The 19,129-nt window shown below is 70.1% G+C and carries 21 protein-coding genes, 1 tRNA gene and 1 pseudogene; 14 read left to right on the plus strand and 9 right to left on the minus strand.

Translation table 11 applies throughout. The features are described from left to right. The first annotated feature begins 3 nt into the window (after window positions 1-3). Together P0Y41_RS11900 and P0Y41_RS11905 are read left to right on the plus strand one after the other, a co-directional pair. Entirely contained in the window at window positions 4-1,005 is a 1,002-nt protein-coding gene (locus P0Y41_RS11900; RefSeq protein ID WP_284061546.1) for a WD40/YVTN/BNR-like repeat-containing protein, read from the plus strand. A gap of 223 nt (window positions 1,006-1,228) precedes the next feature. Further along, window positions 1,229-2,308 carry a geranylgeranyl reductase family protein gene (locus P0Y41_RS11905; protein ID WP_284061547.1) on the plus strand — a complete coding sequence of 360 codons (1,080 nt, stop codon included), beginning with the start codon at window positions 1,229-1,231 and terminating at the stop codon, window positions 2,306-2,308. Between the two features lie 160 nt (window positions 2,309-2,468). On the opposite strand, the gene ygfZ is transcribed toward P0Y41_RS11905, so the two are convergent. Next, entirely contained in the window at window positions 2,469-3,572 is a 1,104-nt protein-coding gene (gene ygfZ, locus P0Y41_RS11910) for a CAF17-like 4Fe-4S cluster assembly/insertion protein YgfZ (protein ID WP_284061548.1), read from the minus strand. A 76-nt stretch (window positions 3,573-3,648) separates the two neighbouring features. Then, a complete protein-coding gene (locus P0Y41_RS11915; RefSeq protein WP_284061549.1) occupies window positions 3,649-3,948 on the minus strand; it encodes a DUF6432 family protein in 300 nt (99 codons plus the stop codon). 140 nt (window positions 3,949-4,088) lie between these two features. Between P0Y41_RS11915 and P0Y41_RS11920 the strand changes: the two genes are divergently transcribed. The 7 genes from P0Y41_RS11920 to P0Y41_RS11950 all read left to right on the plus strand — a co-directional run bounded on the left by P0Y41_RS11920 (window position 4,089) and on the right by P0Y41_RS11950 (window position 10,335). After that, on the plus strand, window positions 4,089-5,405 hold the full coding sequence (locus tag P0Y41_RS11920) for a DUF7093 family protein (protein WP_284061550.1): 1,317 nt from the start codon (window positions 4,089-4,091) through the stop codon (window positions 5,403-5,405). A gap of 70 nt (window positions 5,406-5,475) precedes the next feature. Next, the gene (locus P0Y41_RS11925; RefSeq protein ID WP_284061551.1) at window positions 5,476-5,859 is read left to right on the plus strand and encodes a DUF5611 family protein; all 384 of its coding nucleotides are present in this window, start codon (window positions 5,476-5,478) and stop codon (window positions 5,857-5,859) included. A gap of 194 nt (window positions 5,860-6,053) precedes the next feature. After that, the gene (locus P0Y41_RS11930; protein ID WP_284061552.1) at window positions 6,054-6,497 is read left to right on the plus strand and encodes a universal stress protein; all 444 of its coding nucleotides are present in this window, start codon (window positions 6,054-6,056) and stop codon (window positions 6,495-6,497) included. A gap of 138 nt (window positions 6,498-6,635) precedes the next feature. Further along, window positions 6,636-7,595 (plus strand): ROK family protein, encoded by a 960-nt coding sequence (locus P0Y41_RS11935; RefSeq protein WP_284061553.1) that lies wholly within the window; start codon window positions 6,636-6,638, stop codon window positions 7,593-7,595. Window positions 7,596-7,691: 96 nt separating this feature from the next. Continuing rightward, window positions 7,692-9,299: an LVIVD repeat-containing protein gene (locus P0Y41_RS11940; RefSeq protein WP_284061554.1), complete on the plus strand. Its 1,608-nt coding sequence runs from the start codon at window positions 7,692-7,694 to the stop codon at window positions 9,297-9,299. 112 nt (window positions 9,300-9,411) lie between these two features. After that, window positions 9,412-9,732, plus strand: a complete 321-nt coding sequence (locus P0Y41_RS11945; protein ID WP_222606848.1) for a NifU family protein — start codon at window positions 9,412-9,414, stop codon at window positions 9,730-9,732. A 48-nt stretch (window positions 9,733-9,780) separates the two neighbouring features. Beyond that, the gene (locus P0Y41_RS11950; RefSeq protein WP_284061555.1) at window positions 9,781-10,335 is read left to right on the plus strand and encodes a sugar O-acetyltransferase; all 555 of its coding nucleotides are present in this window, start codon (window positions 9,781-9,783) and stop codon (window positions 10,333-10,335) included. 33 nt (window positions 10,336-10,368) lie between these two features. Here P0Y41_RS11950 and P0Y41_RS11955 read toward each other — a convergent pair. Beyond that, a pseudogene (locus P0Y41_RS11955) lies at window positions 10,369-11,864 on the minus strand (ribonuclease FAU-1 family protein). Beyond that, window positions 11,861-12,235: a DUF7532 family protein gene (locus P0Y41_RS11960; RefSeq protein WP_284061556.1), complete on the minus strand. Its 375-nt coding sequence runs from the start codon at window positions 12,233-12,235 to the stop codon at window positions 11,861-11,863. The pseudogene P0Y41_RS11955 and the gene P0Y41_RS11960 overlap by 4 nt, the downstream one beginning before the upstream one ends. Before the next feature lie 161 nt (window positions 12,236-12,396). Here P0Y41_RS11960 and P0Y41_RS11965 point away from each other — a divergent pair, with 161 nt between their 5' ends. Further along, window positions 12,397-13,413, plus strand: a complete 1,017-nt coding sequence (locus tag P0Y41_RS11965) for a PrsW family intramembrane metalloprotease (RefSeq protein ID WP_284061557.1) — start codon at window positions 12,397-12,399, stop codon at window positions 13,411-13,413. 27 nt (window positions 13,414-13,440) lie between these two features. Here the strand turns inward: P0Y41_RS11965 and P0Y41_RS11970 are convergent, their stop codons facing one another. Beyond that, entirely contained in the window at window positions 13,441-13,797 is a 357-nt protein-coding gene (locus P0Y41_RS11970) for a cell division protein SepF (protein WP_284061558.1), read from the minus strand. A gap of 183 nt (window positions 13,798-13,980) precedes the next feature. On the opposite strand from P0Y41_RS11970, the gene P0Y41_RS11975 reads away from it, so the two are divergent. After that, window positions 13,981-14,748 carry a DUF1028 domain-containing protein gene (locus tag P0Y41_RS11975; RefSeq protein ID WP_284061559.1) on the plus strand — a complete coding sequence of 256 codons (768 nt, stop codon included), beginning with the start codon at window positions 13,981-13,983 and terminating at the stop codon, window positions 14,746-14,748. 54 nt (window positions 14,749-14,802) lie between these two features. On the opposite strand, the gene P0Y41_RS11980 is transcribed toward P0Y41_RS11975, so the two are convergent. After that, window positions 14,803-15,297: an RNA-binding protein gene (locus P0Y41_RS11980; protein WP_284061560.1), complete on the minus strand. Its 495-nt coding sequence runs from the start codon at window positions 15,295-15,297 to the stop codon at window positions 14,803-14,805. Between the two features lie 167 nt (window positions 15,298-15,464). Between P0Y41_RS11980 and P0Y41_RS11985 the strand changes: the two genes are divergently transcribed. Then, window positions 15,465-15,794, plus strand: coding sequence for a DUF7562 family protein (locus tag P0Y41_RS11985; RefSeq protein ID WP_284061561.1), 330 nt, complete (start codon window positions 15,465-15,467; stop codon window positions 15,792-15,794). Window positions 15,795-15,923: 129 nt separating this feature from the next. Next, on the plus strand, window positions 15,924-17,255 hold the full coding sequence (locus P0Y41_RS11990; protein WP_284061562.1) for an RNB domain-containing ribonuclease: 1,332 nt from the start codon (window positions 15,924-15,926) through the stop codon (window positions 17,253-17,255). Between the two features lie 3 nt (window positions 17,256-17,258). Here the strand turns inward: P0Y41_RS11990 and P0Y41_RS11995 are convergent, their stop codons facing one another. Next, on the minus strand, window positions 17,259-17,444 hold the full coding sequence (locus P0Y41_RS11995; protein ID WP_284061563.1) for a hypothetical protein: 186 nt from the start codon (window positions 17,442-17,444) through the stop codon (window positions 17,259-17,261). A gap of 238 nt (window positions 17,445-17,682) precedes the next feature. Between P0Y41_RS11995 and P0Y41_RS12000 the strand changes: the two genes are divergently transcribed. Beyond that, complete coding sequence (locus P0Y41_RS12000) at window positions 17,683-18,354, plus strand: HAD family hydrolase (protein ID WP_284061564.1); 672 nt, start codon at window positions 17,683-17,685, stop codon at window positions 18,352-18,354. An 18-nt stretch (window positions 18,355-18,372) separates the two neighbouring features. On the opposite strand, the gene P0Y41_RS12005 is transcribed toward P0Y41_RS12000, so the two are convergent. Both P0Y41_RS12005 and P0Y41_RS12010 read right to left on the minus strand, forming a co-directional pair. Beyond that, window positions 18,373-18,444: transfer RNA gene (locus tag P0Y41_RS12005), tRNA-Ala, on the minus strand. A 63-nt stretch (window positions 18,445-18,507) separates the two neighbouring features. Continuing rightward, a complete protein-coding gene (locus tag P0Y41_RS12010; RefSeq protein WP_284061565.1) occupies window positions 18,508-19,122 on the minus strand; it encodes a rhomboid family intramembrane serine protease in 615 nt (204 codons plus the stop codon). Window positions 19,123-19,129: the final 7 nt, after the last annotated feature.

Genomic DNA, 19,129 nt, shown 5'->3' on the forward strand with positions numbered 1-19,129 from the left:
GCCATGACGACCGTGTACGCCGCCATGCGGGACCGGTTCCTCGCGATCCACCCGGAGACGGGGGCGGCGACGACCGCGGACGATCTCGACGGCCGCGCGCTCGAATGCGTCGCCGTCCACGACGACGCGCCCGGCCGCGTGTTCGTCGGTACCGTCGACTCGGGGCTGTGGCGCTCGCTAGACGCCGGCGAGACGTTCGACCGCGTCGGCGCCGACTCTATCGAGCAGGACGCGGTGACGGCGGCGACCGTGTCCCCACACGATCCCGGCGAGATATGGACCGGGACCGAGCCCTCCCGGGCGTACCGCTCGACCGACGGCGGCGACACGTGGGAGCACCGCGGCGGCCTCGCTGACCTCCCGTCCAGCGACGAGTGGGCGTTTCCGCCGCGACCGCACACCCACCACGTCCGGTGGATCGAGCCGGACCCGAACGCTCCAGACCGCCTGTACGTCGCCGTCGAGGCGGGCGCGCTCGTGACCACCCGCGACGCCGGCGAGACGTGGGATGACCGTGTCTCGGGGTCCCGGCGGGACACCCACTCGATGGCGACCCACCCCGACGCGCCGGGGCGCGTTTGGACCGCTGCCGGCGACGGCTACGCCGAGACGGTCGACGCCGGGGAAACGTGGACGCACCCGCAGAACGGCCTCGACCGCACCTACTGCTGGAGCGTCGCCGTCGACGCCGGCGATCCAGCGCGCGTCCTCGTCTCGGCGGCGCGCGGCGCGCGCGAGGCACACGCGGCCGAAACCGCGGAGACGTACGTGTTCCGACGAACGGGACTCGACGACTGGGAGCGACTCGACGGCCGTGGACTCCCGCTCGGCGATGGAGTCACCCGACCGGTGCTCGCGGCTGGCGATCCGGGAGCGTTCTACGCGCTGTCGAATCGCGGGCTGTACCGCAGCGTCGACGGCGGGGACTCGTGGACCGAGATCGACGTGGATTGGCCCGAGCGCACCCGAGATCAGACCGCCCGCGGACTCGCCGTGCTCCCGTAGATTCAACTCGGATGGCGGGACCAGCGCCCCCGTGACGTAACGGATCGTCCGCGCGGGCCACAGCGGGAGCGTGACCCACCCACGCGGACTGCGGGACCACGGGTCGCCTGCCAGCCACCGATACGGAGCGTCGCGACCGCGATGATCGTGGGAGACTCCTCGGGATCCAGTTCTCGACGACACGACCCACGAGATATATCTCGGTCCGCGAGAACCAGAGGGTATGTACGACTTCGTCGTCGTCGGCGTCGGCCCCGCGGGCGCCCGCTTCGCCCGCCGGGCCGCGGAGGCCCGCTACGACGTGCTCGCCTTGGAGAAGGGGACGGTCGGCGAGCCGCTGGCCTGCTCGGGGCACGTTTCGACGGACGTCTGGGAGTACGTCCCCGATGAGGCGAAGGAACGCCTGCACCAGAATCGCGTGTACGGCGCCGACTTCCACGTCGGCGGTCCCGACTCCCCGTCGCGCCGCTTCTACAAACGCGAGGAGATCTCCAACGTCATCGACCGCGTCGAACTCGATCGCACGCTCGCCGAGTCCGCCCGGGAGGCAGGCGCCGACGTCCGGGAGGGCCACACCGTCACGAGCGTCGAGGAGCGGGCTGGATACGTCGAGGTGACCGCCAGCGTCGGCGGCGACGAGGTGACGTTCGAGGCCCGGATGGTCGCCGGGGCGGACGGTCCGGTGTCACGGGTGCGCAGGCAGCTCGACCTCCCCGAGCCCGACGAGACGCTTCACGGCGTGCTCGCGTTCTCCGACGAAACGGATCACGGCGACTACGTGGACGTGCACCTCACCGCACCGCGCTTCTTCGCGTGGCGCATTCCGCGCGGCGACGCCGGCGTCGAATACGGCCTCGCGGCGCCCCCTGGGCACGAGGTGAACGAACTGTTCGACCGCCTGACCACCGAATACAACGTGGAGACAGACCGCTTCTGCTCGGGTGCCATCCCCATCGGACCGCCCGAACGGACCGTCGCGACTCGGGGCTTCCTGCTGGGCGATGCGGCCGCACAGACGAAGCCGTTCACCGGCGGCGGTATTCTCTACGGCATGCGCGCGGCCGACGTGGCGGCGGACGTGATCGATCCCGAGGACCCGAACACGCTCGCGCGCTACGAGTCTGGGTGGCGGGCGGAACTCGAACAGGAGATCCGCTTCGGCCACTGGATCCGCCGCGCGTACTCGCTTCCGGAGCCGGTGCAGCGGGCGGGCCTGTGGGCGCTCTCCGGGGAGATCGGAGTCCACATGGACGAGCCGAGCTCGTTCTTTTCGCGGGAACACCTCAAGAAGCTGTTCTCGTAGGCTCTGGTCGTCGCCAGTGAGCCCGCCGTCGTTGGTTTGACAGGTACGTCCGTGGCGATGACCCCGGAAGTCCTCGAACTCGGTCGGCCGAGCGTCGGGGCCGGAGTCCCGCTCGTACGGCCGCGGGGCGTCGGAACCGCCGCAGCGTGCTGGCTCCGTGTTACGCCTGCTCGGCGGTCTCGGGGTACGTCGGCAGCCGTCCCGAGCGCCCGCTCCCCTCCACGAACGGGAGCGTGGCGCGCTCGGCGGCGACGTCGTCACCGTCGACGCGCACGGTCAGGTCGCCTCCGTCGGCGTCGAAGTCGAGGTACGCCAGCGCGATCGGCGCGTCGAGCGACGGCGACTCGACTGCGCGGGTCACCTCGCCGACGGCGGTGTCTCCTGCGAAGAGAGCCGCGCCTTCCTCCGGGAGCGCATCGGGTCGGAGCCCGACGAGCTGCTTGCTCGGGCGTCCCCGGTTCTCGACCTTCGAAACGACCTCCTGCCCGACGAAGCAGCCCTTCTCGAAGTCGACGGCCGAGCGGACGCCGGCGACGTTCGGGAGCCGCCCGCGAAGCTCCGTCTCGAACAGCGGCGTTCCGGCCTCCACGGTAAGCGTGTTCCACGTCGCGTAGCCGAAGGGGGCCGCGTTGAGCCCGCGAGTCAGCAGGGTGTCGAACACGTGCTCGGCCTCGTCGGCGGCACAGACGACCTCGTACCCCTCTTCGCCGGTGGGGCTGTCGCTCGCGATCACCGTGACGCCCACGTCGTCCATCCGGCCACGGACGAACGTGAGCCCGGGCTCCGGGGAGCCGGCGCCGTTGAGCACGGAGGCGATCTTCTCGGTCGAGGTCGGACCGTGAACGCCGAAGACACCGAAGTCGGTGCTGGCGTCCCGGAGCTCCACGTCGTCGATGAAAATCTTGTCCTCCCACTCCTCGAGGAGGGGATCCGCGCGGTCCGGGGGGACGAACAGCAGGAGGCGCTCGCCGGCGTTGTAGACGAACAGCTCCGTCTCAACGGCGCCTTGCGGGTCGAGCAGCAGCGCGTAACAGCCTTCGCCGTCGGTGGCGGGCACTCGGTTGGAGACGGCGTTGTCGACGAACTCGACGCGGTCGTCGCCCTCGACGACCACGACGCCGTAGCCCATCTCGATCACGCCCACGCCGTTGCGGACGGCCCGGGCGGCGCTGTCCGGCCGGCCGTAGTCGGCGACGACCTCGCGGCCGCCGCGGTCGGTGAATGTAGCGCCGTGGTCGGCGTGCACGTCGGCAACGAGACTCATACCCGCACGCAGGCCCGCGTGCGGCAAAAGAGGAGCGGAAGCGGCGTCGGCGGTGGCGGTCCGGACGGCGCGGCGTTCACAGCCCGAGCCGTCGGCGGATCGTCTCGAGCAGCCCGGGGTCGTCGTCGACCTGCTCGCCCGGGTCCGGGACCGCGCGTTCGTCGGGATAGATACGGACCCGCCCGTCCGCCTGCTCCACCTCGATCAACCCGGCCGTCTTCAGTTCCGAGAGCGCGTCTTCCACCTCGTCGATCGTCGCGTCGACGCCCGACCGCAGCTCCAGCACGGTCATGCCGTCGTCGGCACGTCCGACGAGCGCGTCGAGAACCGCCACCTGCGTGTCGTCCCTGTCGCGGAACTCGGGCGGCACCCTCATGCCTGAGCGATCGCTCGGGGACGGCTTACGTGTACCGGCGGCGAGAGTCGTCCACGGGGCCCCAGTGGGCGCCCGGGCGCGCGTGCCACGCGTCCGACGCGAGCGAACTCTTTTATACACTAAGACGATTCGTAGGTACAATGGGACTCAGGTGTCTCCTCGGTCACGACTTCTCGGAGCCGAGGACGGAACGGGACCGCGAGGTGCGGGGGGACGAGGTCATCACCACGATCACGGAGGTGAAAGAGTGCAGCCGCTGCGGCGAGACGCGCGTGGTCTCCGAGAACAAGGAGGTGACGTCGGCCGACCGGAGCCGGGGCGACGCAACGTCCGAGACAGTCGCCGAGTCCGATCGCGCCGACGGATCGGCGGCGATCGGCGGGGAGAACGCCGTAGACGGGACGGCGGCCGACCCGACGGCAGCTGATCCGACAGCACCCGACCCGACAGCAGAGGAACCGGTGTCGGCCGACGAACCGGCATCGGCTGACGAATCGGTACCGGCTGACGAATCGATACCGGCTGATGAACCAGTATCAGCTGACGAATCGGTACCGGCTGACGAACCGGTGACGGCGGCCGAATCCAACGCGACGGACGACGACGGATTCGACCACCCGAACGCGGAGCCGATCGACGACGACGTCGATCCGGACGTCGAGGAGGACGCGGAGATCATCGACGCGGACGACGCGGGCGACGCCGACGGGACCACACAGGGTCGCGGACACGGCGAGTGGCCCGACGCAGACGCGAACCGCCGGGACGACGGCGCCGAGGGCGACAGGTCCGAGGGCGACCGCGAACCGACTGAGTGGCCCGAAGCCGAGCGGCCACACAGCCCGGCGGAGGGCGAAGACGAGGACGTGGAGTTCATCGGCGTCGACGACGACGCGGCGACCGAGGACGCCGCCGCCAACGAGGCGCGAACGGACGTGATCCCGGACGCGAAGCGAGCCGACGAATCCGGCGTGGCGGCCGAGCCGGCCGACGAAGACGTGGAGTTCATCGACGGCGACGGCCCCGGAGGGTGGCCCGAACAGGCCGCCGAGGACGAGGGGTACGACGCCGAGCTCGGCGACGACGACGCTGGCGTCTCCGTCGACGGCAACCTCACGCCGCAGGTCGATACCGAGGTGGCGAACGAGGAGGACGTGGAGTTCATCGAGGCGGATTCGGACGCCGACGCGGTCGCAGGCGGACAATCGCCCGGAGTCGGTTCCGGCGACGCCGGCGGCAGCGCCCCCGGCGCCGACGACGGGACCGGGTCGGGCGGTGACGACGCCGGTCGCTCTCCCTCGACCGTCGACCTGCAGACGACCGTCGACCGCGCGGACACCGTCTACGTCTGTCCGGACTGCGGGAACAACGAAGCCGTCGGCGCCTCCTCGATGCGGGCCGGCGACATCTGTCCAGAGTGCAAGCGGGGGTACATCGAGGAGCGCGAGAGACAGTAGCAGGGCGGACAGCGGCGTCGCAGCGGCGGCTGACGAAACGTGTTTACCGGACCCGGGCAAACGGACGGGCATGAAGCAGTACAAGATGCGTCGCGGTGAGCACCTCGAAGATCGGATGCCCGATCTCAAAGCCGAGATCGAAGAGCGGTTCGGCCGGGTTGCGGGCACCGAGGAGTTCAACGGTCACGAGCTGTACGTCGTCGAGGACCCCGATAACCCGGTGTTCGAACGCATCGTGGCCGGCGCGGCGTCGTACTCGGGGAAGAAGGACAAGCTGGCCGTCCACTTCGAGGAGCGCCCCGCCGAGGAGGTCATCGCCGAGGGGAACGCCGACGCCGCCGCCGACGCGGTCGACGCGAAGAACTCGTTCCTCCTCGACGCGACGGGTCGCGACGCCAAGTCGCGCCGCGACTCGATGAAGCGCGACGTCGAGGACGACGCCCCCGACTACTGACTCTCCGCGACGGCGCTCGCTTCTGCCGCGGTCCCGTGTGCTCTCCCCGCCAGCGACGCGACCATCCCGCTGGCAACGTCGCGCTCGAACTCGCCGAGCACGTCGGACGCGGGCGTTTCAGACCGTGATAAACATTTCTTCGAACCTGAGTAAATAAGCACTACCCTTTTCACGTCGGGGGGAGTATTGGAGCTATGAGCATCGAAACGATCCTGCTGACGGTGAAGCGCGACGACGGTGACCGACTCGACTACATGACCCAGGAGGCGATCGACCTGGCTACCCAGACCGGTGCGGACATCGTCGTCGCTCACGTGTTCGAGAGCCAGTCGGACGTCGACGAGGCGCTCGCGCGGTTGGAGGGCGTCGACGGCACCCCGACGGACGTCGCCCGCCGGCTGGGGAGCGTCCGCCGCGTGACGAAGGCGATCGAGGCCGCCGGGGTCGACTTCCAGGTCGAGGGCGTCGTCGGCGATCCCGGGGAAGCGATCGCCGGCCTGGCCGACCGGGTCGGCGCCGACCGCGTGTTCGTCGGCGGGCGCAAGCGGTCCCCGACGGGGAAGGCCGTCTTCGGGTCGACGGCCCAGCAGATCCTGCTGTCGGCACCGTGCCCGGTGACGTTCGTCCGCGAGGAGTGACGGCTCACGCTTCGACGATCGGATCACCCGTCCGCCCGCGACCGGCGACGCACTCGTCGCCGCGACGGAACGGTCGTTCACTCGGTCGCGTGTGAGAAAGCGGTATCCGTAAGTGCGGCCGCCCGAACCACCGTGGTGATGGCCTACTACGTGGGCGTGGACCTGGGGGCCACGAACCTCCGCGCCGTCGTCGGAAACGACCGCGCGGACATCCTCGCGCGTGCGGAGACCGCCACTCCGCGGACGGCGGGCATCGCGATCACCGAGGCCGTCCTGCGCGTCGTCCGCGAGGCGTGCGCGACGGTCGGCGTCGACCCAGCCGACGCGACGGCGGCCGGAGTCGCCTCCATCGGCCCGCTCGACCTGGCGGAGGGCGCCATCGACGGCCCGGCGAACCTCCCCGACATCGGCCGCGTCCCGCTGGTCGGACCGCTCTCTGAACTGCTCGACACCGAACAGGTACACCTCCACAACGACACCATCGCGGGCGTCATCGGCGAGCGCTTCCACAGCGACCGCAACCCCGACGACATGGCGTACGTCACCATCTCGTCGGGGCTGGGCGCCGGCGTGTGCGTCGACGGCCACGTGCTGTCGGGGTGGGACGGCAACGCCGGCGAAGTCGGACACATGGTCGTCGACCCCGACGGCGCGATGACGTGTGGCTGCGGTCGCGACGGCCACTGGGAGGCGTACTGTTCGGGGAACAACATCCCCGAGTACGCGAAGTACCTCGCGGACGCCGAGGGCGTCCCCACCGACATGCCGGTGGGCGCCCCTGACTTCTCCGCGGTCGACGTGTTCGAAGCCCACGGCGCCGACCCGCTCGCGGACCACGTCGTCGACCGCGTCGCCGACTGGAACGTGATCGGCTTCACGAACCTCGCGAACGCGTACGCCCCGCTGGTGGTGCGCGTCGGCGGCGCCGTCGCGCTCAACAACCCCGGCTTGATCCTCGACCCAGTCCGCGAGCGACTGGAGGAGACCACCTTCGTCAACGTCCCCGACGTCAGGATCACCGACATGGGCGACGACGTGGTCGTCAAAGGCGCGCTCGCGTCCGCGATCACCGGCGGAACCGGCGAGCGCACCGCGTAGTCTTCGTTCAGTCCCCTCCGACTCCTGACTCGATCGAGGCGGTGACCCGCACTGCTCGCCGCTAGCCATATCCGCCTCGGTCCCGACCACAACGGTATGCGACGCCGCCGCGTCCTCCGTGCCGCCGGAGCCGCCCTCGGCGCGGGCGCCATCGCCAGTCCATTGGCGGGCCGGTTTGCCGTCACCGGCGCGGAGGCACACCCGCAGAGCGACGGCAGCGACGACGGCTCGGGTGAGGGCTCCGGTAGCGGCACCGAGGCCGGGGACGGTGACGGAACCGCCGGCGCGTACGGTCCCCTCGGCTCCGTTGAGGTGGCGGGAACCCGCGAGGCCGTCGCCTCCGCGGACGGGATGGTCGCGTACCTCGCCCTCGGCGACGGCTACGCGACGGTCGATGTCTCCGATCCGACCGCCCCGACGGTACTCGCCGAGCGTCGCGACCTCCTCGCCGACCGTGACGGCGGTCCGCTACGCGGGCTCAACGACGCGGCGGTCTCGGGCGACCGGCTCGTGATCGTGGGTCCCGCGAATCCCCGCGAGGACGCGCTCCACGGGGTGCTCGTCGTCGACGTCTCCGACCCGGCGGCCCCGCGAGAGACGGGGTTCTACGGGACCGACTTCCCGATCCACAACGCCGACCTCGCGGGCCGTCACTGCTATCTCACGGGCAACGGAGCGGCCGACAACGCGCTCGTCGTCGTCGACGTGGCGGCCGGCGCGGAGGTCGCTCGCTGGTCGCTGTTCAACGCTGACGAGTCGTGGCGCGACGTACCGCGCAGGCTCCGACCGATCCACGACGTGACCGTTCGCGACGGCGTCGCCGCAGCCGCCTACTGGGACGCCGGGACGTACCTCCTCGACGTGTCAGACCCGGCGGACCCGAGGCTACTGGGGGTCGTCGACGCCGGCGACCCGGCGGACCTGCGCGACCCGCCGCCCCGGGAGGGAACCGTACCGCCGGGCAACCACCACGTCGCCGTGCTCGCCCCCGGCGGCGACACCCTCGCGGTCGGTCGAGAGAGCTGGGCCGTCGAGCGCGACGGCGACCTCCTGGGGGGACCCAGCGGCGTCGACCTGTACGACGTGTCAGACCCGTCGACCCCGACGCGCCTGGCGAGCATCGACCCGCCGCCCTCGCCCGACCCGAGATTCAGGGGGACGTGGACGACCGCTCACAACCTGGACCTGACCGACGACACGCTGTACACCTCGTGGTATCAGGGCGGCGTGAAGCGCCACGACGTGTCCGACCCGGCCGATCCGGTCGAGGAGACGTGGTGGGCGGACCCGGGGTCGACCCGATTCTGGGGCGCCGTGCTCGCGGTCTCCGGGGAGCACTTCCTCGCGCCGTCGATGGGCACACGCGACGGCGCACCCGCCGGGCTGTGGACGTTCCCCGACCGCGCGGGCGTCGGCGGCGACCGATCGCTGCTGGAGTGGGAAGCCGCCGGGACCACGTCGGCACCGACGACCGGGCCGACGCTGACGGACAGAGACACCGCGTCCGAACCTGGAGGGACGCCCCCGGACACGACGGACTCCAGCGCAGCCGCCCCGGGGTTCGGCGTCGCCAGCGCGGTCGGGGGTGTGGGCATCGCCGCGAGCGTCGCGGCCGCGCTCGCCTGGCGGCGATCGGGTCGTCGCGGCAACAGCGGCGGCGATGTGACCGACGCCGGGGACGACGCGAACGGCGGCGGGGCGTGAATCGCCCCCGGATGCGCGATCCGTCCGCAACGACCGTGAGGGTGTTTCTTCCGGGCGGTCGGCGGGTCCCGCAACCGCAAGCTTTCAACCCTCCGGCGACCAAGACAACGTAATGAGCGACCTCGCGGAGCGCGTCGAGACGTGGATGGTCGGACAGATGCCGATCATCCAGATGCACGGCGGGACGAGCGTCGTGCGCGAGGCGGACGCCGAGGAGGGCGTCGTCGTCGTCGAGCTCGGCGGCACCTGCTCGGGCTGTGGCATCTCCGACATCACCGCACAGAACATCAAACGGGACCTGATCATGGACTTCGACGAAGTCGAGGAGGTCCACGTGAAGGTGCCCGACACCGGCGAGATGGGCTCCAGCACCGTTGAGGGCGGCCGCGGCGGCGACCTCCAGTACTCGACGGAGTCGTCGGACCACTTCTGAGGCGGCCGCGGCGGTACCGCTTTCACCCAGGCAACCGCCGGTTCATGCGTGCCGAGCGAACGCGAGCGGATGGTGGCCGGCGAGCCCTACGACCCCGACGACCCCGAGTTAGTCGCCGCCCGACGACACGCGCGAACCCTCACGAGCGAGTACAACGACACCGAGCCCGAGGAGTCCGACCGCCGCCGCGACCTCCTCGCGGAGCTGTTCGGCGCGGTCGGCGACGGCGTCGCCGTCGAGCCGCCGTTCCGCTGCGACTACGGCGACAACATCGCCGTCGGCGACGAGTTCTTCGCCAACTTCGACTGCGTGATCCTCGACGTGGCGCCAGTCGCGTTCGGCGACCACTGTCAACTCGGACCGGGCGTCCACGTCTACACCGCCACCCACCCGATGGACGCCGAGGAGCGACGCGGGAGGGAGTCCGGCGAGCCGGTGACCGTCGGCGACGACGTGTGGATCGGCGGTCAGGCCGTCCTGAATCCGGGCGTCACCGTCGGCGACCGCGCGGTGATCGGCTCCGGCGCGGTGGTGACCCGCGACGTGCCCGCGGACACGTTCGTCGGCGGCAACCCCGCGCGAGTGATCCGAGAAATCGAGTGATGCGGGAGGGGACACCCCCACAGAACAGTAGCGCTACAGCGCCCGCTCCAGCGCCGTCGCCACGCTCCGCGCCTTCTCCGCCAACTCCTCGGTGAGTTCGCCGCGCTCGACCGCCTCGTCGAGTTCGTCGTCGTCGACGCGCTCGACGCGGCCGTCGCCGTGTTTCACCACGTCGACGTGGAGGTCGACGTACCGCACCGCGTCGGGGAACGCCTCGACGGGCGTGCAGACGTTCACGTAGGTCCCCTTCCGGTCGCCGTCCTCGTCTCGGTAGACGGTCGGGTACCACCAGCGCCCCTCGCGGAACGTCGTCGTCGCCACGTCGCCCGCCTCCCGGCGCGCCTCGAGCGCGTCGTAGCTGCCGCCGGCGGTCATCCGGCGCTCGAGCGTGAGCGAGCCGTCGGAGGGGTCGAGATCGGTCACCTCGCCGCGCCCGAGGACGATGAGCCGGCCGTCGGGTTTCCCGTGGCCGATGGCGACGCGGTCGCCCACGTGCGGGCCGAACTGGTCGGCGACGACGCCGAACGGGAAGTCGGTGTCGTCGTCGGGGTCGTGCGCGAATTTGCCCGACGCGACGAGCGCCTCCGCGAGGTCGACGCCGGCGGAGGCCGACCGAGAGGCGGCTTTCGTGCGGTGGTGGCCGGGCATCGTCGTCGTCACCTCGCGGCGCAGGTCGTCGAGCGCGAAGCGGCACTCGCGGCCGAACCACACCCACGCGCCGGCCGTCGGCGCGGCCAGCAGCCCGGGTTCGCCCTGCGGATCCTCCAGCGCGCCGTCGAGCGTCCGTGCGTGGTCACTCGCCCGCGTCAGCGCGTCGCCGAGGGTGTCCATGTCCGCGTCGCGGGCGTCGCGACTCCACTCGATCCCCCAGCCGTCGGGCACGTCGACCGAGAGGAGATCGGTCATGCCGGCCAGTTCGCGGGCGTCGGCGTCGTCTGCGCCGTCGACGCGGACGCCCTCGCGGCCGGGGACGAGCGTCGCGAGCCCCGCCATCGCGCGGATCCGCGTGTCGAGGACGGCGCGGTCGTCCTCCCACGGGGCCGCCGGGTCGAGCACCTGCACGCGGAGGACGTCGTCCTCGCCGACGTAGCCGTCGGCGTTGTCGAACGGGAGGTATCCCTCTGCCCCGGACCCGCCGAGGTGAATGACGGCGCCGCCGCCGAGCGTCTCGTCGACGACGCCGTCGAACACCGCGCCCAGCGGCGCGGGGTCGTCCCACGCGAGCGCGTCGAGCCCCGCGTCGAGCAGGTGATCCCGGAGCGCGTCGACGGCGGCGGGCTCGCCGGCGACGCCGACGCCCTGGCGGTCGTCGGTCGTCTCGACGCTCGCGTCGTGGTCGGCGGCGGGGAGGTCGGCGTCGAAGCGCCGGCGGATCGGGGGCTCGCCTGCACCACGTCGTGGCCGGCGGAAAGCAGCGACTGCGTGAGCGCCGTCGCGTAGATGCCCCGAACGCGCACGCGGTGACTCCCGGCGTCGTCTCGGTCGTCGCCGCCGTCGCTCTCGTCGCCGGCACCGTTGCCGCCGGTCATAGCACGTCGGGATCGGTCGCGAAGCGTACGCGGTCGTTCACGGTGTCGCCGAGCGTGAGCTCGACCGTCTCGTCGGTCAACACGCGACCGTCCTCGACGGGGACGCCCCAGCGGTCGAACTTCAGGTAGCCCCTGAGGTCTGCCGCGTGGGTGTACACGTCGAGGTGGTCCACGTCGTGCTCGCGGACGCCGCCGTCGCCGTGTGCGGTGTCCATGTCCGAGTAGTACGTCCCGCCGTCCTCGAAGAAGGCGGCGAGGTCTTCGGCGGTCTCGCCGACCGCGTCGGCGATGAGGTCGGAGGCAGTGCGGAGGTCGTCGGCGTCGAGCCCGACCTCGCGAAGCGCTGCCTGTTCGCGCGGGTCGAAGTGCATACCGCGGCTTCGGCGCGGCGCGTGTCAAACGTACCGGTCGCGGGCGAGACGACTGGGGGCCGACCTCGCTCGATCTCGGTCCCCGATCGATCGAGGGCCGCCGATCGAAGCGTGTCCGCAATAACACCCAAGTCGCCGGCGCGTCTCGCAGTCCACACACGATGGCCAAGAAGGAGCGGACTGATCCGATCGAGGAGGCGGCCGATTCCTCGGTGGACCTGTACGACGTGGCGACCTGGGAGGAGCGAACGTCGCTTGACGGACTCGCCGTCGCGGTCTATCGGATCCTCTCCGGATCGGCCCGGTGGGGAACGATCCTCGTCGCGGCGCTGCTGCTGATCGGGATCGGCGGGTTCTCCGCGGTGACGAACCCCGCGATCGGAGCGCTCACGCTGCTGTCGGCGATCCCGGCGCTGGCGCTGGCCGCGTACGTGTACAGCTCGGACGTCACCACGAACGAACCGCTGGGGCTGCTCGTCGCGACGTTCCTGCTCGGCGTGCTCACCGCGAACTTCGCGGCGATCCTCAACTCCGTCGCCCAGCCGTACTTCCGCCCGATCGGCTTCATCGGGACGGTGCTGTTCTTCTTCCTGATCGTCGGGCCCGTCGAGGAGACCGTGAAGCTGCTCGCGGTCAGACTGTACGCCTACGGGCACGACAGCTTCGATTCGGTGCTCGACGGCGCGGTGTACGGCGCGATGGCGGGGCTCGGCTTCGCGTTCATCGAGAACGCGCTGTACATCTCCCGCGGCATCGAACAGACCGGCCTCGATTTGGGACTGGGATTGATCGGGATCGGCGGCGGGATCACGTTCACCCGCGCGCTCGCCGGACCGGGCCACGTCATCTACTCGGCGTTCGCGGGCTACTACCTCGGACTGGCGAAGTTCAACCCCGAGAACCGCGGCCCCATCGTCGTGAAGGGGCTGATCATCGCAGCACTCATCCACGCCACGTACAACTCCACTGTCGGGATCGGCTCGGCCGCGTTGAACGCGTTCGTCGGACTGCCGTCGCTGGCGTCGTCGTTCGTCTACATCGCGCTGTTCGACGGCGTGTTCGCGTTGATCCTCCTACGCAAGATCAACCGGTACCGCACGGCCTACGCCGACGCCCACGAGGCCGAGGACGCCGGCGAGGAGGCACAGCGCTCGGAGCTGACCGAGTTCGACGCCTGAGGAGAGAACGAAGCCGGTCGGTCGCCCTTACTCGCCGAGTTTCTCGCGGCTCACGGTCACGCCGGTGGGCGTGATGATGAGCTGGTCGTCGCCCTTCTGGACGATGTCGCCGTCGACCTCGCCGACGACCTGCCGGAGGTCGTCGATGATCCGTTCGACCGTCTGGTCCGTCGTGGAGTGGCGGGTGATGTCGGCGATGACGAAGTCCCCGTCGTAGACGGCGTCCTTGATGTCGATGACGTCCCGCTGGTCGGCGATCTCGGCGATATGGACCTGCATCCCGGCGCCGCCCCGGGCGTTCTCGAAGTCGTCGAGGTCCAGTTCGACGTAGTCCTCGGCGCTGTGGGTCCCCCCGCCCCCGAGGATCTTACTCATGATGCCCATGTACGTCATCAAACTCGCTCCACCCATAAGTCTGTACGTCGGACGCGACGCACACGCGCGTCACACGCGGTCGGGCTCGCCGTCGTCGCTGCTCGACTCGCCGCGATCAAGGCGGTTCGACCCCGGGGCCTGCCTTCCGGGAACCCCGCCTTTTTGCGCCGACCGAACCCACGGGCCCACAACGTGACCTTCAGCATCTGCGTCCGCGAGGAGTACACCGACGAGCAGGGCGAGCGCCAGACGCGGTTTGGCGTCGCCGTCACGACCCGACTCCCCGGCGTCGGAACGCTGTGTCCGTTCGCCTCCGAGAACGGCGCGGTCGCCACTCAGTCGCTCGTGAACGTGGAACTGGGGCGCAGGGGCATCGAGTACATCGACGACGGACTCGCCGTCGACGACGCGCTTCAGTCGCTGCTCAACGCCGACGACGGCGCCCCGCAGCGCCAGCTTCACGGCGTCGACGCCGACGGCACGTTCACCTTCTCGGGCGAGGAGTGCAACGGCTGGTACGGCCACACCAACGGCGAGAACTACACTGTCGCCGGCAACCTCCTCGCGGGCGAGGCGGTGGTCGAGGCGGTCGCCAGCGCCTACGAGTCGGACGCCTTCGGCGACGCCCCGCTCGCCGAGCGGCTGATCGACGCCCTTGACGCGGGTCACGCCGAGGGCGGCGACAAGCGCGAGCACCTCCCCGTCCAGTCGGCGGCGCTGCTCGTGGAGACGACCGAAGACCGCGAGGTCGGCACCTACTACGACGACCTCCGGGTCGACGCGACGGAGACGCCGATCGCCGACCTTCGCGAGACGTTCGAGGAGGCGCGACGCGGACAGGAGATCCTCATGGAGGAGTACAGCGACGAGTTGGAGAACGACGACCTCGACGCGGGCGAGGACGACGCGCCTGCGAACGCGGCGGACAACGACGCGACCGACGAGGACGACGCGGCGTAGTCGCCGGCCTAGTCGCCGGCGCGGTCAGCCGGCGGCCCGTTGACGGTCGCTCGGTCAGACGGAGAACTCGTAGAGGTCGTCGCCGACGTGGTGCAGCGACGAGACGACCTTTCCGGAGTCGCCGACCATCTCGGCGCCGCCGACGAGCGCGCGGCCGACGCCGAGCACCTTCCCGTGGGTCTCCTCGGCGACCGCGACGAGGTCGCCCTCGGCGATCGAGTCGTCGGCCTCGGTGATCCCCGGACGCATCACGTCGGCGCCGTCGGAGACGAACGACACCGCGCCGGCGTCGACGGTGACGACGCCGCGCTCGGGTGGGTGGTCGTTGGCGCCGCGGACCGTGAGAAACGGCTCGCGGTCCCCGCCGTCGCCCTCGTAGTACAGCACGTCCGGATCGCCGTCGACGAGCACCAGGTCGAACGGCGAGTCGGTCAGCTCGACCAGCTCGAAGGAGTCGCCCCCGAGGTCGACACCGAGGCGATCGGCGAGCGCCTCGCGGATCTCGGAGACGGCGTCGCTTCGGAGGTGGTGGCGTGACTTCACGTCCATGTGCGTCTGTCCGCGCGTCACCGGATAAATCGCCCGCTCGCCGCCGCGGGTCTCTCGTTCGTCGCCGTGGTCCCCCCGTTCGTTGCCGCGGGTGTCTTGAGCGCCGACGCGGCGTGGTCGTCGTTCGCACGATAAACGCTAAGTCGACCGACGCCGGAGTACAGGTCATGTGGGGTTCCCGGCGGGACCGGGACCGGTCCGGCGTCATCTGTATCGCCTGCGGCGAGTCGCTCCCCCGCGAGGACGCTCGCGAGTACGACAAGGAGGGAGACCGCTGGAGTCGCCGCGACAAAGAGTTCGAGTACCTCTGCAAGGAGTGTTACCGTAATTTGTCTCACCAGCCGCGCGGCGAACTGGAGGCGCTGTTGGTCGATGTCGAGGCGGCCGCCGGCGGCGACTCACAGGAGGCGTACGTCGAGGCGTACCAGCGCGAGGTCGACCGACGCTACGGCGAGGCGGAAGCCGACGCAGAAGACACCGAGGGGCGTCGCGACTGAGTGGACGGCAGTGAGCGCCCTCGGCGGCTTCATCGCGGCCCTCTCGCGGTTCTCGTCGCTCGCTTCGCTCGCTCCTCGACCCGCGCATTCCCCGAAACCCTCACGTACCGCACTCCCGTAGCCGGCGCCATGAGTGACGCACAGTCGGAAGAGGAGCCGGCCCAAGGCACCGCCGAGGACCAGGGACCGGTCACCATCACGCAGGGGCTCGCGGACGCGCTCGCCGACAAGCGCGAGTCGTTGTTCGCTGAGTTCGAGATCCGCGACGAGTTTCCCCCGGAGGTGATGCGCGAGGCGAAGGACCGAACCGAGGGCGTCCAACAGGAGATCCAAGACGAGATCGACGAGCGGCGCGATCTCCGGGAGTTGACCACGTGGACGACCGACCCCGCCGACGCGCAGGACTTCGACGACGCCATCTCCATCGAGGAACACGACGAGGAGTACCAGCTGTGGGTTCACATCGCCGACGTGAGCCACTACGTTCACCCCGACTCGGCGATGTGGGCGGAGGCCGTCGAGCGCGGAAACACGGTCTACCTGCCGGGATACACCATCCACATGCTCCCGCCCGTCTTGGCGGAGACAGTGTGTTCGTTGGTCCCCAACGAAGACCGCCTCGCCCACACCGTCGAGATGCGCCTCGACAAGGAGACGCTCTCGTTCGAGGAACTGGATATCTACAAGTCCGTCATCAACTCCGACGAGCGCCTCACCTACAAGCAGTGCGAGCGCCGCCTCGACGACCCCGACGCGCCGCTGCACGAGGAGTGCGTGCTCGCGTACGACGTGGCCGACCAACTCCACGAGCAGCGCAAGGAAGACGGCTCGCTCGTGTTGAATCCGAGCCGCGACCGCGCCCACACCATCATCGAGGAGTGCATGCTGAAGGCGAACAAGGCGGTCACCCACGAGCTGATGTGGAATCGCGGCGTCGAGGCGATGTACCGCGTCCACCCGCAGCCGACCCCCGAGCAGTGGAACGAGGCGCTCAAGGAAATTCAGGAACTCGACGGCGTCTCGATCCCCGGCGACGCGTGGGGCGACGACCCCCGGAAGGCGGTCAACGCCGCGCTGGAGGAGGCACCGGACCGACAGCTCAACAAGATCCAGCGCGCCGTGCTGAAGGTGATGCCCCGCGCGAAGTACATGAACGACCCCTTCGGCGGGCACCACGCGCTCAACTTCGACATCTACGGCCACTTCACCAGCCCAATCCGGCGGCTCTCGGACCTGATCAACCACTGGATCGTCCACGAGAACGACGTGCCCGAGACACTCATCGAACTGTGTGACAGGGCGTCAGACAAGCAGAAGGACGCCGAGACCGCAGAACGCCTGTACAAGCAGTTCATGCAGGAGGTCGGGCTCGACTCCTACGCGGTGAACAACCGCGGCGTCGAGGTGATGGACGACCCCGAGGACGCGCAGTACGACCGTCCGGACACGGTCCCGGAGTAGGTCCTACCGGTCGGCGACGACGACCAGATCTGTGGTCGCGCCGCGCCGCTCGAAGTGCACTCGACACTCGTTGCGCCGCAGGAACGACTCGACCTCGTGGACGCTCGTCTCCGTCACGTCGATCCGCGCGCGGGTGCCCGTCTCCACGTCGACGCGGTCAGGTGTGGCGACGGTCGGACTCGTGCTCATACTTCCTCGTGGGAGTGGGAGGACCTTGTACGCGAGCCATGCGTAGTGAAAGTGAAACTGAGGGACAGCGCCGCGGTACCCCGATCGCGTGGACGTCGCCGCGGCACCGGCGACAGTTCGGCTCGACTGGGCAGGGCCCGGCGCTTCCGGCTGGTCCTGACGCCCCCGATCATTCTCGCCGCCACCGAGGTTCCCGCCGTCCCGCCAGTCTGATGTCGGCGGCACCGCTGGAGTGGGCATGGACTACGACGCCGTCGTATTCGACATGGACGGGGTGTTGGTGGAACGTTCGCCGTCGTGGGTGTTCGACGACGCAGCCGGTCGGGCGCTCGCTGAGGCCGGGATCGACGACCCGACCGACGAGGAGTTCCGAACCGTCCGCGTCCTCCGGAGCGACCTCGAGGAAGCGATGGCTCACTTCGAGTCGACCCACGATGTCGGCTTCGACCGCCTCTGGCGCCGCCGAAACGAACTCGTCACCGAGAACCAGGTGACCGCTATGGTCGAGGGGGAGAAGGGACTCTACGACGACGTCGATGCCGCGCTCGAACTTCCGTGCGCCAGCGGCATCGTGAGTAACAACCAACACGCGGCCGTCGAACGCGTCCTCGACCGGTTCGGCCTCGGTGACCGCTTCGACACCTACTACGGCCTCGGCCCGGGCCTCGAGGACGTCGGCGCCGAGAAGCCGGGGACGCGGTACATGGATCGGGCGCTCGCCGATCTGGCGCCCGAGCGGGCGGTGTACGTGGGCGACCGGCCTTCAGACGTGGCCGCAGCACACAACGCCGGTATCGACGCTGCGTTCGTCCGTCGGGAGTTCAACGCCGACGACGAACTGGACCCGGCGCCGACGTTCGACGTCGGATCGCTACGCGAACTGCGCGAGACGCTCGTCTCTGCGAAATAGGGTCGGGAAACTCGGAAGTGGACTCGCTGGGATTTGAACCCAGGGCCTCTTCCTTGCGAAGGAAGCGATCTACCACTGATCTACGAGCCCGCATCTGAACGAACCCCGGGATCGCACTTGAGGGTTCCGTTTCGACCCGCCCCCGTGCGTTCTTCACACCCGAAGTAGCCGCGCGCGGCCGGCCAGCAGTCCCGTAGCCAGCCCGACGACGTGGGCGATCAGCGCGCTCCCCGGGCCGCTGAACGCGACCGCGACGAGCAGCGCGAGAACGGCGACGAGGAGGGTCACCGCGCGCGGCGGGACGTTTACCCGCTTGGCCACCCGCCCGAGCGCGTCGGCGGCGGGGTTGGCGGCGACGACGTAGCCCGTGAGCGCGAACGCGGCGCCGCTACTCCCCACGACGCCAACGCTGGCGGGGACAAGCAGGCCGCCGAGCCACACCTGCGCGAGGCCGGCGATCGCGCCCGTCGCGAGCACGAACGCGTGAAACCGCGGACGTGTCGTGCCCGCGGCGACCGGCAATCCGGCCACGAGCACCACGACGGCATTCACCAGGAGATGCCCGATCCCGACGTGAGCGTACACGCTCGTCACCAGCGTCCACGGGTGGACGAGCGGCGGGGCCGACAGTACGAACAAGAACCGCGCCATCGGTCGCGCGAACAGGTCGACGAGCCAGAACGCCGCGGAGACGGCGGCCATGAGCCCGAGGGTATCGATGACGGGGCGGAGCGGGCGGGATCGACCCCAAGCCGCGAGCGCGCGCATACCGTCG

The organism is Halobaculum halobium, assembly GCF_030127145.1.
Classification (GTDB): domain Archaea; phylum Halobacteriota; class Halobacteria; order Halobacteriales; family Haloferacaceae; genus Halobaculum; species Halobaculum halobium.

Coding starts and splice junctions, on each gene's coding strand:
- P0Y41_RS11900 (WP_284061546.1), top strand. CDS start 4: ATGACGACCGTGTACGCCGCCATGCGGGACCGGTTCCTCGCGATCCAC.
- P0Y41_RS11905 (WP_284061547.1), top strand. CDS start 1,229: ATGTACGACTTCGTCGTCGTCGGCGTCGGCCCCGCGGGCGCCCGCTTC.
- ygfZ (WP_284061548.1), bottom strand. CDS start 3,572: ATGAGTCTCGTTGCCGACGTGCACGCCGACCACGGCGCTACATTCACC.
- P0Y41_RS11915 (WP_284061549.1), bottom strand. CDS start 3,948: ATGAGGGTGCCGCCCGAGTTCCGCGACAGGGACGACACGCAGGTGGCG.
- P0Y41_RS11920 (WP_284061550.1), top strand. CDS start 4,089: ATGGGACTCAGGTGTCTCCTCGGTCACGACTTCTCGGAGCCGAGGACG.
- P0Y41_RS11925 (WP_284061551.1), top strand. CDS start 5,476: ATGAAGCAGTACAAGATGCGTCGCGGTGAGCACCTCGAAGATCGGATG.
- P0Y41_RS11930 (WP_284061552.1), top strand. CDS start 6,054: ATGAGCATCGAAACGATCCTGCTGACGGTGAAGCGCGACGACGGTGAC.
- P0Y41_RS11935 (WP_284061553.1), top strand. CDS start 6,636: ATGGCCTACTACGTGGGCGTGGACCTGGGGGCCACGAACCTCCGCGCC.
- P0Y41_RS11940 (WP_284061554.1), top strand. CDS start 7,692: ATGCGACGCCGCCGCGTCCTCCGTGCCGCCGGAGCCGCCCTCGGCGCG.
- P0Y41_RS11945 (WP_222606848.1), top strand. CDS start 9,412: ATGAGCGACCTCGCGGAGCGCGTCGAGACGTGGATGGTCGGACAGATG.
- P0Y41_RS11960 (WP_284061556.1), bottom strand. CDS start 12,235: ATGCACTTCGACCCGCGCGAACAGGCAGCGCTTCGCGAGGTCGGGCTC.
- P0Y41_RS11965 (WP_284061557.1), top strand. CDS start 12,397: ATGGCCAAGAAGGAGCGGACTGATCCGATCGAGGAGGCGGCCGATTCC.
- P0Y41_RS11970 (WP_284061558.1), bottom strand. CDS start 13,797: ATGGGCATCATGAGTAAGATCCTCGGGGGCGGGGGGACCCACAGCGCC.
- P0Y41_RS11980 (WP_284061560.1), bottom strand. CDS start 15,297: ATGGACGTGAAGTCACGCCACCACCTCCGAAGCGACGCCGTCTCCGAG.
- P0Y41_RS11985 (WP_284061561.1), top strand. CDS start 15,465: ATGTGGGGTTCCCGGCGGGACCGGGACCGGTCCGGCGTCATCTGTATC.
- P0Y41_RS11990 (WP_284061562.1), top strand. CDS start 15,924: ATGAGTGACGCACAGTCGGAAGAGGAGCCGGCCCAAGGCACCGCCGAG.
- P0Y41_RS11995 (WP_284061563.1), bottom strand. CDS start 17,444: ATGAGCACGAGTCCGACCGTCGCCACACCTGACCGCGTCGACGTGGAG.
- P0Y41_RS12000 (WP_284061564.1), top strand. CDS start 17,683: ATGGACTACGACGCCGTCGTATTCGACATGGACGGGGTGTTGGTGGAA.
- P0Y41_RS12010 (WP_284061565.1), bottom strand. CDS start 19,122: ATGCGCGCGCTCGCGGCTTGGGGTCGATCCCGCCCGCTCCGCCCCGTC.